The sequence below is a fragment of the Streptomyces sp. CA-106110 genome, from assembly GCF_050936285.1.
Lineage (GTDB): Bacteria > Actinomycetota > Actinomycetes > Streptomycetales > Streptomycetaceae > Streptomyces.
Genome location: NZ_JBNJNB010000001.1, coordinates 3,994,788 through 4,009,321 on the forward strand (window position 1 = coordinate 3,994,788; position 14,534 = coordinate 4,009,321).

15 protein-coding genes are annotated in these 14,534 nt (G+C 69.2%); 4 read left to right on the top strand and 11 right to left on the bottom strand.

What is annotated here, in order from left to right; all coding sequences use genetic code 11:
* The first annotated feature begins 287 nt into the window (after positions 1–287).
* Both ACQEXA_RS18375 and ACQEXA_RS18380 read left to right on the top strand, forming a co-directional pair.
* On the top strand, positions 288–1,160 hold the full coding sequence (locus tag ACQEXA_RS18375) for a DNA ligase (protein WP_432933141.1): 873 nt from the start codon (positions 288–290) through the stop codon (positions 1,158–1,160).
* A 47-nt stretch (positions 1,161–1,207) separates the two neighbouring features.
* Entirely contained in the window at positions 1,208–1,414 is a 207-nt protein-coding gene (locus ACQEXA_RS18380) for a hypothetical protein (RefSeq protein ID WP_432933139.1), read from the top strand.
* A 98-nt stretch (positions 1,415–1,512) separates the two neighbouring features.
* Here ACQEXA_RS18380 and ACQEXA_RS18385 read toward each other — a convergent pair whose 3' ends face one another.
* The 5 genes from ACQEXA_RS18385 to rpsB form a co-directional block, all read right to left on the bottom strand.
* Positions 1,513–2,637, bottom strand: a complete 1,125-nt coding sequence (locus tag ACQEXA_RS18385; RefSeq protein WP_432933137.1) for a phosphatidate cytidylyltransferase — start codon at positions 2,635–2,637, stop codon at positions 1,513–1,515.
* Positions 2,637–3,194 (bottom strand): ribosome recycling factor, encoded by a 558-nt coding sequence (gene frr / locus ACQEXA_RS18390; RefSeq protein ID WP_014675285.1) that lies wholly within the window; start codon positions 3,192–3,194, stop codon positions 2,637–2,639. The genes ACQEXA_RS18385 and frr overlap by 1 nt, the downstream gene beginning before the upstream one ends.
* 160 nt (positions 3,195–3,354) lie before the next feature.
* Positions 3,355–4,113, bottom strand: coding sequence for a UMP kinase (pyrH, locus tag ACQEXA_RS18395; protein ID WP_359397211.1), 759 nt, complete (start codon positions 4,111–4,113; stop codon positions 3,355–3,357).
* Positions 4,114–4,301: 188 nt separating this feature from the next.
* Positions 4,302–5,138 (bottom strand): translation elongation factor Ts, encoded by an 837-nt coding sequence (tsf, locus tag ACQEXA_RS18400; protein ID WP_432933134.1) that lies wholly within the window; start codon positions 5,136–5,138, stop codon positions 4,302–4,304.
* A gap of 169 nt (positions 5,139–5,307) precedes the next feature.
* A complete protein-coding gene (gene rpsB / locus ACQEXA_RS18405; protein ID WP_433130571.1) occupies positions 5,308–6,276 on the bottom strand; it encodes a 30S ribosomal protein S2 in 969 nt (322 codons plus the stop codon).
* Between the two features lie 273 nt (positions 6,277–6,549).
* Here rpsB and ACQEXA_RS18410 point away from each other — a divergent pair, with 273 nt between their 5' ends.
* Positions 6,550–7,149: a peptidoglycan DD-metalloendopeptidase family protein gene (locus tag ACQEXA_RS18410; RefSeq protein ID WP_432933130.1), complete on the top strand. Its 600-nt coding sequence runs from the start codon at positions 6,550–6,552 to the stop codon at positions 7,147–7,149.
* Positions 7,150–7,368: 219 nt separating this feature from the next.
* Here the strand turns inward: ACQEXA_RS18410 and ACQEXA_RS18415 are convergent, their stop codons facing one another.
* The 5 genes from ACQEXA_RS18415 to ACQEXA_RS18435 all read right to left on the bottom strand — a co-directional run bounded on the left by ACQEXA_RS18415 (position 7,369) and on the right by ACQEXA_RS18435 (position 13,241).
* Positions 7,369–7,926, bottom strand: coding sequence for a TetR/AcrR family transcriptional regulator (locus ACQEXA_RS18415; protein WP_432939591.1), 558 nt, complete (start codon positions 7,924–7,926; stop codon positions 7,369–7,371).
* A 177-nt stretch (positions 7,927–8,103) separates the two neighbouring features.
* Complete coding sequence (gene whiG / locus ACQEXA_RS18420; protein WP_359397202.1) at positions 8,104–8,946, bottom strand: RNA polymerase sigma factor WhiG; 843 nt, start codon at positions 8,944–8,946, stop codon at positions 8,104–8,106.
* A gap of 271 nt (positions 8,947–9,217) precedes the next feature.
* A complete protein-coding gene (locus ACQEXA_RS18425) occupies positions 9,218–11,533 on the bottom strand; it encodes a recombinase family protein (protein WP_433130573.1) in 2,316 nt (771 codons plus the stop codon).
* The gene (locus tag ACQEXA_RS18430; protein ID WP_432933126.1) at positions 11,530–11,760 is read right to left on the bottom strand and encodes a hypothetical protein; all 231 of its coding nucleotides are present in this window, start codon (positions 11,758–11,760) and stop codon (positions 11,530–11,532) included. The genes ACQEXA_RS18425 and ACQEXA_RS18430 overlap by 4 nt, the downstream gene beginning before the upstream one ends.
* A 185-nt stretch (positions 11,761–11,945) precedes the next feature.
* Complete coding sequence (locus ACQEXA_RS18435) at positions 11,946–13,241, bottom strand: ISAs1 family transposase (protein ID WP_433130575.1); 1,296 nt, start codon at positions 13,239–13,241, stop codon at positions 11,946–11,948.
* 146 nt (positions 13,242–13,387) lie between these two features.
* On the opposite strand from ACQEXA_RS18435, the gene ACQEXA_RS18440 reads away from it, so the two are divergent.
* Positions 13,388–13,669: a hypothetical protein gene (locus tag ACQEXA_RS18440; RefSeq protein ID WP_432933122.1), complete on the top strand. Its 282-nt coding sequence runs from the start codon at positions 13,388–13,390 to the stop codon at positions 13,667–13,669.
* Between the two features lie 62 nt (positions 13,670–13,731).
* Here the strand turns inward: ACQEXA_RS18440 and ACQEXA_RS18445 are convergent, their stop codons facing one another.
* Positions 13,732–14,397 carry a TRADD-N-associated membrane domain-containing protein gene (locus ACQEXA_RS18445; RefSeq protein ID WP_432933120.1) on the bottom strand — a complete coding sequence of 222 codons (666 nt, stop codon included), beginning with the start codon at positions 14,395–14,397 and terminating at the stop codon, positions 13,732–13,734.
* Between the last annotated feature and the right edge of the window lie 137 nt (positions 14,398–14,534).

Below are 14,534 nucleotides of genomic sequence, written 5' to 3' on the forward strand. Positions count from 1 at the left end.
CCGTGTTCCCCGTCGAGAGCGAGTGATGCCCCGGTCACACCAGCCGCCTTCCTGCTCACGGAGGTGGTCGACCCCATCGATCGGCCACATCGGACACGAGGGGCTGTGCCTGCCACGGACCCTGAGTGCCCGCTCCGGCGCCTCGGCGACCACGTCGTGCGACAGGGCACGCGGCCTCGGCCGCCGGGGCCCGTGGTGCTCGTGCCCACGCAGGCCTAGAATCGAACGCATGAACGATTGCTCGTGGTGTGCGGGCGGCCCTTCCGCCGCAGTCGGAGGATGATCGCGTGGAGTTTCCGGTACAGGTGGCGCTCGCCCGGCCGGTGCCGACGCTGCCGACCGGGCCGGGCTGGTGGTACGAGATCAAGCCGGACGGCCACCGGACGGTCATGTGGCGCACGGCGGACGCAGTGCGCCTCCAGTCACGGTCCGGGCAGGATGTGACCGCGTCGTGGACGGACCTCGCCCTGGCCGGGATGGACCTGCCGCGGGGCGTCGTCCTCGACGGCCAGGCCGTCGTCGCGGTCGACGGGCGCTTCTCCCTCGAGGCGGCTCAGTCCCGTACGGCCTCCGCACCGCCAGGGGTGCGGACGGTGACGCAGGCGCATCCGGCGCGCTTCCTCGTGTGGGACGTCCTGGCCCTGCCGGGTACGGACATGCGGGACCACCCCTATGAGGAGCGGCGCCTGGCCATGCTCGAGGTCCTGGAAGGCCTGCCGTCGCCGTCGCGGATCCGGGCGGTGCCGGCCTCGGACGACCCGGATGTGGCACAGGCCTGGTACGACTCGCTCCAGGACGCCGGAGTCGAGTGCGTCGTCGCCAAGCAGGCGGCATCGACGTACCAGGCGGGCGGCTCCTCGTCGTGGAGGAAGATCCAGCACACCCAGACCTTCGACGCCGAGGTGCTCGGCTACACCGGTCCGGCGCAGCGGCCGTGCGCGCTCGCTGTGCGCCTGCCGGACGGGCGCGCCGTGCTCTCGCAGACGCTCGCGACTCCCCTGGCCGGGCAGGTCGGGGCATGCGTCGCCACACCGCCCGGATGCGCGTACGGCCGTACGGACGCCGGTGAGTCCTACACCGTCACGATGCCCGGGCTGGTCGTGGAGGTCCTGGCGGAGACGGTGCGGCACACGGGCTTCACGGTGACGAGGCTGCGGTGACACGATGCCAGGACGCATGCCGGGGAGGGGCGGACGATTCTGTGGGCATGTCCAAAGAACGACCTGTGGTGGTGCATCCGCCGTCGCCGCGCGGCGGTCGCAAGGTGACGGCGGACGCGGCGACGCTCGGTCTGGCACATGGCCCGCGGGACGTCGAAGAGTTCCTGCGGCGGGCAGGACTCGAGGACGTCGACGCCTCGACGTCGGACCTGATCGAGTGGCGCGGGGGCGGGCCTGACGTGTGGCCTGAATGACGAAGCCGGTACCGCGGTATGCGTCGAGGGGCTCGTGTCCTGTGGACGACGAGCCCCTCGACGGAGAAGTGAAGACCGGCGACGCGCGGAACGATCCCTCAGCCGTTCCCGACGAACAGCACGAGCAGCAGCCACACCACCGGCGCCGTGGGCAGGAGCGAGTCCAGGCGGTCCATGATGCCGCCGTGTCCTGGCAGCAGGGTGCCCATGTCCTTGATGCCGAGGTCGCGCTTGATCATGGACTCGCCGAGGTCGCCGAGGGTGGCGCTGGCCGCGACCGCGAGGCCGAGCAGAAGGCCCTGCCACCACGAGCCGTTGTCGATCAGGAACTGCATGCACAGCGCACCGGCCGCCATTGCGAAGGTGACCGCGCCGACCAGACCTTCTCGCGTCTTGCCGGGGCTGATGCGCGGAGCGAGCTTGTGACTGCCGAAGCGCCAGCCGACCGCGTACGCGCCCGTGTCGCTGACGACCGTCAGCACCAGGAACGTCAGCACCCGTCGCGGACCGTCCTCGGCGGTCAGCATCATCGAGACGAACGTGGCCAGGAACGGCACGTAGAAGGCGGCGAAGACACCTGCCGTGACGTCCCTGAGATAGCCGTCCGGCGGTTCCGTCATACGCCAGACCAGGACAGCGAGCGCCGTGAGCGCCACCGCCACCCAGGCGCCCTCGGCGCCCCGCACATACCCCGAGACGACCATGGCCGCGCCGCCGACCGCCAGCGGCACGAGGGGCGCCTTGATGCCCTTGCGCTCCTCCAGCCTCTTGGTCAGCTCCCACAGGCCCACCACGACGGCGACCGCGACAACGCCGACGAAGACGGCCTTGACGATGAACAACGACGCGACGATCACGACACCGAGCCCGATGCCGACCCCTATGGCCGCGCCCAGGTCACGGCCCGCGCTCTTCTTCTGCGGTGCGGGCGCCGGTTGCGGGGCGTCGGGCATGGGCTCCGGATTCTCAGGTACCGCCCAGCGGGCCGGCGCCTGCGGCGTCTCGTCGCGGAACAAGGGGCCGCTCACCCGAGCGACCCCCGGATCGTCATCCTGGTCTCCGCCGGGTGCGGGTACCTCGGGCACGATGGGCATGGGGCGAGTCTGCTGGGCGTCATGCGCATCGTACGCGGGACCCGCCGGGCCGGGGCCGTGGGCCGGCCCCTGGTCGGCGGGCCCCCAGTACCCGGTCTGTGGCGGCGCCCCCCAGGAAGAGTCGTTCATCAGACCTCGAGCAGCTCCGCTTCCTTGTGCTTCAGAAGCTCGTCCACCTGCGCCACGTACTTCGCGGTGGTGTCGTCGAGCTCCTTCTCCGCACGGCGGCCCTCGTCCTCGCCGACCTCGCCGTCCTTGATCAGCTTGTCGATGGCGTCCTTCGCCTTGCGGCGCACGGAGCGGATCGAGACCTTGGCGTCCTCGCCCTTGCCCTTGGCCACCTTGATGTACTCGCGGCGGCGCTCCTCGGTGAGCTCGGGGAACACCACGCGGATGATGTTGCCGTCATTGCTCGGGTTGACGCCCAGGTCGGAATCGCGGATCGCCTGCTCGATGTTGCGCAGCGCGCTCTTGTCGAACGGGGTCACCACGGCCATGCGCGGCTCCGGCACCGAGAACGAGGCCAGCTGGTTGATCGGCGTCGGTGCGCCGTAGTAGTCGGCCACGATCTTGTTGAACATCGCCGGGTGCGCACGGCCGGTGCGGATCGCGGCGAAGTCCTCCTTGGCGACCACGACGGCCTTCTCCATCTTCTCCTCGGCCTCGAGGAGGGTCTCTTCGATCACCACTTGCTCCTGCGTGTCTTGAGTAGGCCCGGCATCCGTGGGCGGCCGCCGGCTGCGTCGCGTCTTCTTCCTGCACGGTTCCGGACCGGTAGGACATTGTCCATCCCCCGGTCAGGTCCGTCGCCCGGACGGGGCTCACCCCGGACGGGTCTGCCTCTGGTCAGTCCCGGCCGCCTTGGTCACCCACGAGTGTGCCGATCTTCTCACCCTTGACGGCCCGCGCGATATTGCCCTCGGCCCGGAGCTCGAAGACCAGGATGGGCAGCTTGTTGTCCCGGCACAGGGTGATCGCGGTCATGTCGGCGACCTTGAGGTCGCGGGTGATGACCTCGCCATAGCTGAGCGAGTCGAACTTGACGGCCTCGGGGTTGGTCTTCGGGTCCGAGTCGTAGACCCCGTCGACACCGTTCTTGCCCATCAGCAGCGCCTCGGCGTCGATCTCGAGGGCGCGCTGGGCGGCGGTCGTGTCGGTGGAGAAGTACGGCATGCCCATACCGGCGCCGAAGATGACCACGCGGCCCTTCTCCATGTGTCGCACGGCACGGAGCGGGATGTACGGCTCGGCGACCTGGCCCATGGTGATGGCGGTCTGCACGCGCGAGTCGATGCCCTCCTTCTCCAGGAAGTCCTGTAGGGCAAGGCAGTTCATGACCGTGCCGAGCATGCCCATGTAGTCGGAACGGGCGCGGTCCATGCCGCGCTGCTGCAACTCGGCGCCGCGGAAGAAGTTGCCGCCGCCGATGACGACGGCGATCTGGGATCCGTCGCGCACCACGGCCGCGATCTCACGGGCGATGGCGTGCACCACGTCCGGATCGACGCCGAGTCCGGTACCGCCTGAGAACGCCTCTCCGGACAGCTTCAGCAGAAACCGGCCGCTTACTTTGCCGTCGTCGCGCTTCTCGGCCTTGGTGGTCATGGAGATCTCCTCGTGGTGCACATACGAAGAAGGCCATTGCCGATGGGTGTTTGGCATCCCATACGCGGCAATGGCCTCCTCGTCAGATCTGCTGTCGTCCGCCGCACTGGTGCGCGGACCGCAAATGCGCACAGCATGGACGACTGCTTACGACCCTATCGGGGTCGCGCGTCGATCGCGGTACGGACTCAGATGCCGACCTTGATGCGCGTGAAGCGCTTCAGGGTGACACCCGCCTCGTCCAGAACCTTCTGGACGGACTTCTTGTTGTCGAGCGCGTACGGCTGGCCGAGCAGCGTGGCGTCCTTGAAGAAGCCGTTGAGGCGACCCTCGACGATCTTGGCGATCGCGGCCTCGGGCTTGCCCTCGGCGCGGGTGGTCTCCTCGGCGATACGACGCTCGGACTCGACGACCTCGGCCGGGACGTCCTCCTTGGAGAGGTACTTCGGCGCGAAGGCGGCGATGTGCTGCGCGATGCCCTTGGCGACCTCGGCGTTCGGCTTGTCCAGCTCGACGAGGACACCGATCTGCGGCGGCAGGTCAGGCATGGTGCGGTGCATGTACGCGGTCACGAAGCCGTCGGCGAACTGCGCGAAGCGGTCCAGGACGATCTTCTCGCCGAGGTTGGCGTTGGCCTCGTCCACGAACGCCTGGACCGTCTTGCCGGGCTCGATCTCGGAGGCGAGCAGGGCCTCGAGGTCGGCCGGGGAGGTCTTGGCGACGTACTCGGCGATCGCCTGGGCGACGGCCTGGAACTTGTCACCCTTGGCAACGAAGTCCGTCTCGCACTTCAGCTCGACGAGGACACCGGAGGAGTTGTCGTCGGCGATGATGGAGACCACGGCGCCGTTCTCGGCGGAGCGGCCCTCGCGCTTGGCGACGCCCTTCTGGCCCTTGATGCGGAGCGCCTCGACAGCCTTCTCGACGTTGCCCTCGGCCTCGTCCAGCGCCTTCTTGCAGTCCATCATGCCGGCGCCGGTGAGCTCACGGAGCTTCTTGACGTCGGCGGCGGTGTAGTTCGCCATGATCTGTGAATCTCTTCTCGGAGTTCGAAGTCTCGAAGTCGGCGGCCGCCACGGATCGTACGGGCGGCCGCCAAAGATCTACGGGCTACGAAGATCTAAGGGCTGCGGGTGAACGGCGGGTGGCGCGGTCGGCGCCACCCGCCCTCACATCAGCCGAACGGACCTGAGGTCAGGCCTGCTCGCCCTCGGCGGCCGGAGCCTCGGCGGCGGGCGCCTCGGTGGCCGGAGCCTCGGCGGCGGGCGCCTCGGTGGCCGGAGCCTCGGCGGCGGGCGCCTCGGTGGCCGGAGCCTCGGCGGCGGGCGCCTCGGTGGCCGGAGCCTCGGCGGCCTCGGCGGCCGGAGCGGCCTCCTCGGTCTCAGCCTTCTTCTCGCCCTCGAGCAGGTCGCGCTCCCACTCGGCGAGCGGCTCGCCCGCGGCCTTCTCACCCTTGCCCTCGGCGGCGACACCGGAGCGGGCGATGAGGCCCTCGGCGACGGCGTCGGCGATCACACGGGTGAGCAGGGTGACGGAGCGGATCGCGTCATCGTTGCCCGGGATCTTGTAGTCGACCTCGTCGGGGTCGCAGTTGGTGTCGAGGATGGCGACGACCGGGATGTTGAGCTTGCGGGCCTCACCGACCGCGATGTGCTCCTTCTTGGTGTCCACGATCCAGACGGCGCTCGGCACCTTCTGCATCTCGCGGATACCGCCCAGGGTCTTCTCCAGCTTGGCCTTCTCACGCGAGAGGACCAGGAGCTCCTTCTTGGTCAGACCGGAGGAGGCGACGTCCTCGAAGTCGATCTGCTCCAGCTCCTTGAGGCGCTGCAGACGCTTGTAGACGGTCGAGAAGTTGGTGAGCATGCCGCCCAGCCAGCGCTGGTTGACGTACGGCATGCCGACGCGGGTGGCCTGCTCGGCGATGGCCTCCTGCGCCTGCTTCTTCGTACCGACGAACATGACGGTGCCGCCGTGGGCGACGGTCTCCTTGACGAACTCGTAGGCGCGGTCGATGTACGACAGCGACTGGAGCAGGTCGATGATGTAGATGCCGTTGCGCTCGGTGAAGATGAAGCGCTTCATCTTCGGGTTCCAGCGACGGGTCTGGTGACCGAAGTGGACGCCGCTCTCCAGCAGCTCCCGCATCGTGACGACGGCCATGACCGTTCTCCTTGAGTTATCTCGGTTGTGCCGCGGGCGCCGGGATGGCACTCGCGCCTGACGCCCGCGATGCGCCGTGCCGCAAAGGACCGAGGAGCGCTGACACCGGCCGCATGAGGGCCCGGTGTCGGGGCGTGCGAAGTCGACCCGGTGACCCGGATCGCCACAAGAAGTGTAAGGGACCGGCGGAGCGGCGGGTGACGCCGCTGTCCCCAACCGGGCGGTTGTCCACAGATTCGGCCATGATCACGCGGTGCGCGGGACGGTATTCGCATGCGAGCGGAACGATGCCTGCGGACCTGGTCTGCGGTACTGCTGATGATGACGGTGTGTGCTGGGCCGCCGGCCGCGCGGGCGGACGAGCCGGGCCCGCGGTATCCGGCCACCGCACCCGCACCGGACCCCGGCGCGCCGGTGCCGGCCGTCGCCCGGGTCTGGCCGGTGGGCATCCACCCCGTGGTCCTGCGGGGCTGGGACCCACCGGCGAATCCGTACGGCCCTGGCCACCGGGGCGTCGACCTGGCGGCGGCCGCGGGAGATCCGGTACGGGCGGTGGCGGGCGGCCGGGTCGCCTTCGCCGGGCGGGTGGCCGGGCGGGGCGTCGTCTCCGTCGACCTGGCAGGGACCGGCCACCCGCCGCTGCGGACGACCTACGAGCCCGTACGCGCATCGGTGCACGAGGGCGACGAGGTGGAGCCGGGTGAGGTACTGGGCGTACTGGAACCGCCGACCGCCCACTGCGCGGGACCCTGCCTGCACCGGGGCCTACGCAGAGGGGAGGCCTACCTCAACCCCCTGGCCCTGCTGCCGCCATGGCTACTGCGGACCGGACCGTCCCGCCTGCTACGGGTGGACGAGGTGCCGGTGCCTTAGCAGGGGGCACGCCCGTTCGGGTGCCGTTCCGTGGCCGCGGACACGCTCGCCTGGCAGTCGGTGCCACAGCCAGGCGCACGTCCGTTCGGGTGCTGTTTCGTAGCCGGGAGCACGCCCTCCTGGCAGTCGGTGCCGCAGCCGGGGGCACACCCCTTCGGGTGCCGTCCCGTAGCCGCGGGTTCGCTCTCCTGGCTGCCGACGCCGTGCGCGGCGCCGCGCTCAGCCCCGGACGCCCCGCAGGGCCATCGCGACCGCCGCTTCCGTGATGGCGGCCGGATCCTCGGCGGCGCCCAGCTCGATACGCCGCACCGCCGCGTCGACCACGCCCTGGAGCAGCATCGCCACCAGCCGGGGTTCACGGTGTCCCATCTCGCCGAGTGCGTCGCCGATCATCGTGACGAGCCCGCCGTGCGCCGCCCGGATCTTGTCGCGCGCCCCGGCGTCCAGTTCGCTCGCGGAGATGGCCACCACTGCGCGGTGCCGCCGGTCCCCCACGAGCGCCAGCTGCCGCCGCACATACGCCTCGATCTTCGCCTCGGGCCCGCCGGCAGCAGCCATCGCCGCCTCGACCTCGGCCGCCCAGACGGGGAAGTCGACCGCGCACAGCTCCTCGACGACGGCCGCGCGGGAGCCGAAGTACTCGTAGACCGAGGACCGCGCCAGGCCCGTCCGCTCGGCGAGGGCCGGGAAGGTCAGCGCCTCCGTACCCCCCTCGGACAGCAGGGACCGTGCCGCGTCCAGCAGGGCGGCTCGCTGCATCGACCGGTGCTCGGCCACGGAGGCCGCTCGAATCCTTGGCACGTCAACCACTGTACGGACGGACCGCCGCCGACGGGAGCACACCCGCCATGTACCCCGCTCCCGGGCTCTGCCTGCCAGGGCCGGTCGCGGACTGATTCCGCAGGTCATGGGCGGGCTGTCTCCGCGGAGGACACCGCGCCGAGGGGTGCTGCCTCAGCGCCCGAAGCTCGCCAGCTTGGCCCGCAGCTGCAGCACCGATTTCGTGTGGATCTGGCTCACCCGGCTCTCCGTCACCCCGAGGACATTGCCGATCTCGGCGAGGGTGAGCCCTTCGTAGTAGTAGAGCGTGACCACAGTCTTCTCCCGGTCGGGCAGGGTGTTGATCGCCCGCGCCAGGAACCGGCGCAGCTCCCGGTCCTCGGCCACCTCCACCGGGTTGTCGGCGGCGGTGTCCTCGAGGGTGTCCATCAGGCTCAGCCGCTCGCCCCCCTCGGCCCCGACGTGCAGCAACTCCTCCAGGGCCACCACGTTCGCCAGCGACAACTGGCTGAAGACGGCATGGAGCTCCTCCACACCGATCCCCATCTCCTCGGCCACCTCGACCTCGGACGGCGTCCGCCGCAACCGGGCCTCCAGCGTCGCGTACGCCCGCTCCACGCTGCGCGCCTTCTGCCGCACCGACCGCGGGATCCAGTCCAGCGCCCGCAGCTCGTCGATCATCGCGCCGCGGATCCGCGTGATCGCGTACGTCTCGAACTTGATCTCCCTGTCGATGTCGAACTTCTCGATCGCGTCGATCAGCCCGAAGACCCCGGAGGAGACGAAGTCAGCCTGTTCCACATTGGCCGGCAGCCCCACGCTCACCCGGCCCGCCACGTACTTGACCAGCGGCGAGTAGTGCAGGATCAGCTGCTCCCGCAGCCGCTCGTCCCCCGTCTCCTTGTACGACCGCCACAACTCGTCGAGCGTCGAGGGAGCGGGCGGGCGCACGCTGCCGCCGTCACGGGCGGCTGGGGGAAGCGCCGCCCGGTCGGACCCGGAGGTGTGCTGGGGCATTCGTCGCCTTGTGCCGTTCTGCAGTGAACTGGGGTTGCCTGGGTGAGCTGTCGGTCTGATGTCGAGATGCCTGTCTGAGTCGGGATCCTCGTGAGCGTAGCGTGACTGCGGCGTCGCAGTGTGCGAAGGATGGGGGATCACCCGTGCGCGAACGGGCGCGGAGGGGTGCCTTCCGCGACCGAGCGCATCGCCCTGCGTGATCGCTGGAAAGGGTCAACTACGGGAACTGCCAAGGCTGTCGGGGGTCGCCCGGACGGCCGAACACGCACGGTCAGCACCGGCCGCGATCTTGTCGGGAGGTTTCAACGGCCTGGCGTGTCAACTTCCAGCCGTCGTCGTGTCGTTCGACGAAACCAAGTGATCGGAGTTCGTACAGTCTCGCGACCGCGTCGTCCTCGGTCGTTTGTGCGTCGCGCGCAATTTCGGACGCCGATGTCGCCCTGCGTACGGGTAGCGCCGCCAGAACCCGCCGGGCGGCAGGTTCCAGCAGGTCACGAGGGAGTATGGGCCCGCGCCGGTCCGGTGCCAGTTCGCCCATGTCGCCGACCAGTTCGACCACGTCGGCGGCGTCGGAGACGAGCTCGGCGTCCGCGCGCAGAAGTTCATGGACACCGGCCGAGAGTGCGCTGGTGACCGGTCCGGGCACGCCCATTTCTAGGGGTGCCACTTCTTCCTGGGCCATCATGCGGGGGTCAACCCGACCCTCAACCCTCAGCGACGGAACCAGCGGAGGCGACCAGACCGGCTGGCCAGCGTCGGGCAGGGCGGCCATGATCTCGTCCCACACCCCGCAGCTGCGCCACGTCTTATAGCGGCTGTGGATGCCCTTCCACTTGCCGAAGCGCTCCGGCAGCTCCTCCCACAGAACGCCAGTGCGCGCCTTGTAGAACATCGCTTCGAGCATCACCCGACCGGGGCGCGGGCGGTGATTCGGCGGCTCCCACGCCTTAACGATCGGCTCGACCAGCGCCCACGCCTCGTCGGACAGCGCGTCCGGCACCAGCCGCCCGTTCTCCTTGAACCACGCGGCCAGCGAGCAGGCCAGCCCAAGCCTCGGCTTCGGGACCGGCCCTGTGATCGTCACCTTCACGTCCAGCAGCGCCAGAACCTCGGCCTGCTCAGCCGGGGTCATGTCGGCCAGCCGCTCACGGGCGACGCTGGCCAGGGCGGTGAGGTCGCTTGCGCGCTGCTCGGCGGCCTCCGTCTCCTGGAGCCACGCGGCGGCCTCGCCCCGCATCGACCGCAGCTGGCCCAGCTCCTCGGTCAGCGCCCGGGTGGCCGCTTCGAGGGCGACCGCCGGAAGGTTCAGCTTCGCGTACTCGGTGACAGTCCTGGTCAGGGCGGTCTCCCGCTCACTGATCTGCCGGTCGAGGTCGGCAAGCCGGTCTTCAAAGTTGGTCTCTTCCCCGGCGGCGACCCCGACCCACTCGGCGGCCATCGCCTGGAGCCGCTGTGGGTCCTCCAGGAGCTGCACCACTTCGGCCCAGACCGCGCGCTCAACCGCGTCGGCGTCGACCATCTCGCATGAGCACATCGGATCGCCCGGGTACTTCTGCGCCTTCCCCGTGCAGCGGTACCAGCGACCGTTACGGCCGGTCCGCTTCATCCCGACGTGATGCTGGCCGCAGCCGCTGTGCTCGTTGACCAGCCGCTTCGACAGCGGGTAGCCCTGCGGCTTCGACTTCGGCTTGCCGTTTGCGAGCCTCCCCATTGCCCTGCCCAGGCTCGCGGCCTCCTCGGGCGTGAAGATCGGGGTCAGCCGGATTGTGACCGTTTCACCGTGCTTGGTGCTGCCGTCCCGGGTGAGCTTCACCCCGTGACCGGCGTGCGCCCGGTCGGGGTTACGGAAGGTCGTGGTGGCCTTGAGGGTCGAGTCGGACAGCAGCTTGCCGCGCACGTTGGGCGCCGACCAAGGTTTGCCCGACCTGGTGTAGAGCTGCTCGGCGTTCAGCCGGGCGGCCATCTCCCGAGTGTTCAGGCCGTCCTCAACGGCCATCGTCCACAGCAACCACAACACCTTGACCTCGTGCTCATCCGGGACGAGGTACGAGCCCTTCTTCCCCTTGCCCTCGATCCGGTACCCGTACGGAAGCTCGCCACCTGGCCACCCGCCCCGCACCGCCTTGGCCTGCAACCCCGCCTGGGTCCTCTCGCGGATCAGGTTGTACTCGAACTCGGCGAAGGCGGCGTACTGCTGAAGCATCAGCTTGCCCTGGGTGGTCGTCGTGTCGATCTGCTGCGACACGCTGACGATCTCGACGCCCAGGTCTTCGAGTTCCCAGATCCAGCGCCAGAAGGCGCGCCCGGTACGGCCTACCCGGTCCCACTTGTGCACAACGACCACGTCAACCAGACCGGCACGTGCGTCGACCATCAGCCGGTCGAAGCCCGGTCGGCTGGTCAGCGACCCTGATTCGCCCTCGTCCTTATAAACGTCGTGCAGCCGCCAACCCTTGCGGTCGACGTACTCCCGGCAAGCCTCGTCTTGGACCTCCAGGCCGTAGCCCTGGAGCTGCTCGGCAGTGGAGACCCGTTCCATCACCGCTACCCGGAGCGTCTCCTCCGGGTTGAGTACAGCCGCCCTCATCGCGGACCCTCCAGGCTTTCCGAGCCGGCAAGGTCGCTGACGTCGGCTCGGACCAGTCGGAGGGCGTCCTGGGCGGCCTTGGGGTTGTCAGCGGCCAGCCGACACAGCGCGTCGAGCGCCTCGGACAGCGTGACGTTGGTGCCGGAATTGCCGGTCAGTTGGTAAGCGGCCTGCTGCACGCTCTTTCGAGACGTCGCGTGGACTCGGAGCGTCGCGTATTCAGCCATTGGTGGGTCCTCTCGTTCAGCGAAAAGGCCCGGTTGGGGTGGTGTCCCCGACCGGGCCTGCTCGTTTTCAGGCCTGGGCGATAACCTCGGCGAGGTCGGCGTCGCTGGCGGTCAGCACCTTCCGGAACGCCAGGTAGGTGGGGTTAGCGTCAGGGCCCCGGCGTTTGCCTCGGATGTCTGGTTGATCATGTGATGCCGTAGAGGGCGAGGACGCGGTGGCGTTCGGTGTGGGCTCGGCGTCCGGCGGCGGTGTTGACGTACCCGGCGAGTTTGAGTGCACTGCGGATCAGGTCGCGGACGGCGGCGAGCACGGCTGGCGTATTGCGGGTCCTGACCTGGGACTTGTCCTCACTGAAGACGACATCACGCACCCAGTGGACGGTGTTCTCCACGGTCCAGTGCCCGCGAGCCCAGGCGGCGATCTCGGCGGCAGATGCCTGCTCAGCGGGCAGATCGGTGATGGCGTAGACGGTCTCGCTGGACCACTTCTTCGCTCCGTAGAGGCGGCGCCTGCGCTGAATGCGCAGGACTTGACGGGCGTTGGGGAAGAGCAGGCCGTCGACGGTGACGACCTGTACGTGGCGCTGCTCGTGGCGGCCGTGGCCGCGGGTGTCGTCACGGTGGATCACGGGGACCTCTTTCCAGGGCAGCCGGTGGAGTTGGCGGGCCTGACCGCGCTGGTTGTTCTTGATCGTGAGGAGGTAGTGGACGCCGCGTTCGTGCAGGTAGGCGGCGTGGGCGTGCTGGGCGTGGAGAGCATCGGCGGTGATGACCGCGCCGGCGAGTTCCACGTCGTCGATCTGGTCGAGCAGGGGTGCGAACTCGGGGATTTCGTTCGTCTTCGCGCCGATCTCGCGGGAGGCCAGGGTGATGCCGTCGCCGTGGCGGACCGCGGAGAGCACGAAGACCCGGCTGCCGTCAGGGCGTCGTGCACCGCGCAGGCATTTGCCGTCCACCGCGATCGCCCGGCGCCTTTGACGCACCGGATCGGTCTGGGCGGCAGCCTGGTGGGCCCGGCGCTGTTCGCGTTCCGGGCCGCCGTCCGGCATCAGCAGCGCGGGATGCGCGCGCTCGTCGGAGAGCAGGGACGTCAGGTAGGCGAACCCGGCCGCGCTGAGTTCGGCCGGATCAAGGCGCCCCAGCACGCTGCGCAGGGTCTTCTCGCTCGGCACCCGGTAACGGCCCAGGAGCGGGTGGTAGGGCAGGCCGAAGGCGGCCAGTTCCTCGGGGGCCGCACGCCGGCACCACTCCGCTGCCGCAGTGATCGAGTCGTGGCCCGCGGGCGTCATCGCGCAGACCACCAGGGCCAGCAGGGAGGAGAGCCGGTAACGCACACCGCTGGCTCCGCGCGGATCGGTGAGTGACTCGAACTCCGCGACCAGGCTGCCGACTTGATCCCGGGCGGCACCCTCACGCAGATCTTGCAGGCGGGGTGCGGGGCAGACAGGAGCAGGGATGGGGGATGATGGTGGGACGAACACGGCACCTTCGTGGATCTTGAAGCGTAGAGAACTCCATGATCCACAGGGGCCGTGTTCGCCTGCTTCCGGGGCCCGCCGCCGACGTCAACCGACCCAAGGTCGGACGAGCCGGGCAAACGCCGGGGCCCTTGTACGGAACCGCTGCCATGCAGGACGCCCACCAAGCAGCATTCGAGGCGTTCCGGGATTGGTTCGTGGAGTTCTTCAAGTGGCAGACATCGCAGAAGCTCACCGGTCCCGGCAACCCTGAGGAGGTACGCGCCGACGCCGTACGCAACACAGCCAAGTGGTGGCCGAACGTCGAGAAGCTCTCCGCCAAGGCCGACGAGGCTTATGAGGAGCTGGTCAAGGTCATGCGTGCGACGGCGATCTTTGAACCCGCTGTCAGCCGCGTGACCCAGGGTACGAAGCGGGAACTCCCCCAGTAGTCCAGTAGGACGCCTGGCACGAACCGACCACGCCCCCGCCCCGTGTACTGGGGGCCGTGACCTCACTCGGCGGGGTCGCCCGGATCGATCTCCTTGGTGGGCTGGCCGGGGAGCAGCCGGTTGACCATCGTCTCGGGGCTCGGCTGCATGCCGAGAGCCCGGAGCGCAGCGGCCGAGTTCAGGCGGTCCTTGGTGTCCTTGTCCTGAATACGGTCGATGAAGGTCGTCGCGACTTCGAGCTTCTGGTCGAGGTCGACCTTGGCCTCGTTGTCCTCAGCCGCCTTGGTCAGGTTGGTCATGGTGCGCTTCGAGTGCAGGGCCAGCGCGCCGCCGCCGGTAGTGATCAGCACACCCGACAGGCCCGTCACGAGCGGCAGGTAACCGTGGTTGGCGCTGCCCGCGTGTACCAGGGCCAGGACGGCCGCCACCAGGATGACCACCGCCCCGCCGGTCATGAAGTACACGCTCAGACGGAACGTCCACTCGGACTGCTTCATGGTGTGGTTCAGGAAGTCGAAGTGGAACTTCTGTCGCTGCTCGGCCAGGGTGCTGGAAGGGGTCGCCGGGGCAATCTCGGGCTGGGGCGCGACGCTGGTCGGGGCCTCAACGTGGGTCCCGACGTGGACGTTGACGATCTGGTCACGACCAACCAGGTGGTCGACCGGGGGGATCAGCTCCCCTACGCGATCCCTCCACCTCGCCAGCTTCTCGTCCTGCGCGAGAACCATAGCCACGTCGTCTGCCGACATCGACGCGAAGTCGCGGAATCTGTATGGCGGTTGGATTTTGCCCCGCTTCGGGGCGGCGTCGTCTTCATGGTCCGGCTTCGTGGCGTCGTCGTCCTCGCCTGATGTCGTCGCCACCA

Bases quoted from the DNA above. Each gene is read 5' to 3' on its own strand.
- ACQEXA_RS18430 (WP_432933126.1), bottom strand. From the start codon at position 11,760: ATGGCTGAATACGCGACGCTCCGAGTCCACGCGACGTCTCGAAAGAGC.
- rpsB (WP_433130571.1), bottom strand. From the start codon at position 6,276: ATGGCCGTCGTCACGATGCGGGAGCTGCTGGAGAGCGGCGTCCACTTC.
- ACQEXA_RS18385 (WP_432933137.1), bottom strand. From the start codon at position 2,637: ATGAACGACTCTTCCTGGGGGGCGCCGCCACAGACCGGGTACTGGGGG.
- ACQEXA_RS18440 (WP_432933122.1), top strand. From the start codon at position 13,388: ATGCAGGACGCCCACCAAGCAGCATTCGAGGCGTTCCGGGATTGGTTC.
- whiG (WP_359397202.1), bottom strand. From the start codon at position 8,946: ATGCCCCAGCACACCTCCGGGTCCGACCGGGCGGCGCTTCCCCCAGCC.
- ACQEXA_RS18425 (WP_433130573.1), bottom strand. From the start codon at position 11,533: ATGAGGGCGGCTGTACTCAACCCGGAGGAGACGCTCCGGGTAGCGGTG.
- ACQEXA_RS18380 (WP_432933139.1), top strand. From the start codon at position 1,208: ATGTCCAAAGAACGACCTGTGGTGGTGCATCCGCCGTCGCCGCGCGGC.
- ACQEXA_RS18410 (WP_432933130.1), top strand. From the start codon at position 6,550: ATGCGAGCGGAACGATGCCTGCGGACCTGGTCTGCGGTACTGCTGATG.
- ACQEXA_RS18445 (WP_432933120.1), bottom strand. From the start codon at position 14,397: ATGGTTCTCGCGCAGGACGAGAAGCTGGCGAGGTGGAGGGATCGCGTA.
- tsf (WP_432933134.1), bottom strand. From the start codon at position 5,138: ATGGCGAACTACACCGCCGCCGACGTCAAGAAGCTCCGTGAGCTCACC.
- pyrH (WP_359397211.1), bottom strand. From the start codon at position 4,113: ATGACCACCAAGGCCGAGAAGCGCGACGACGGCAAAGTAAGCGGCCGG.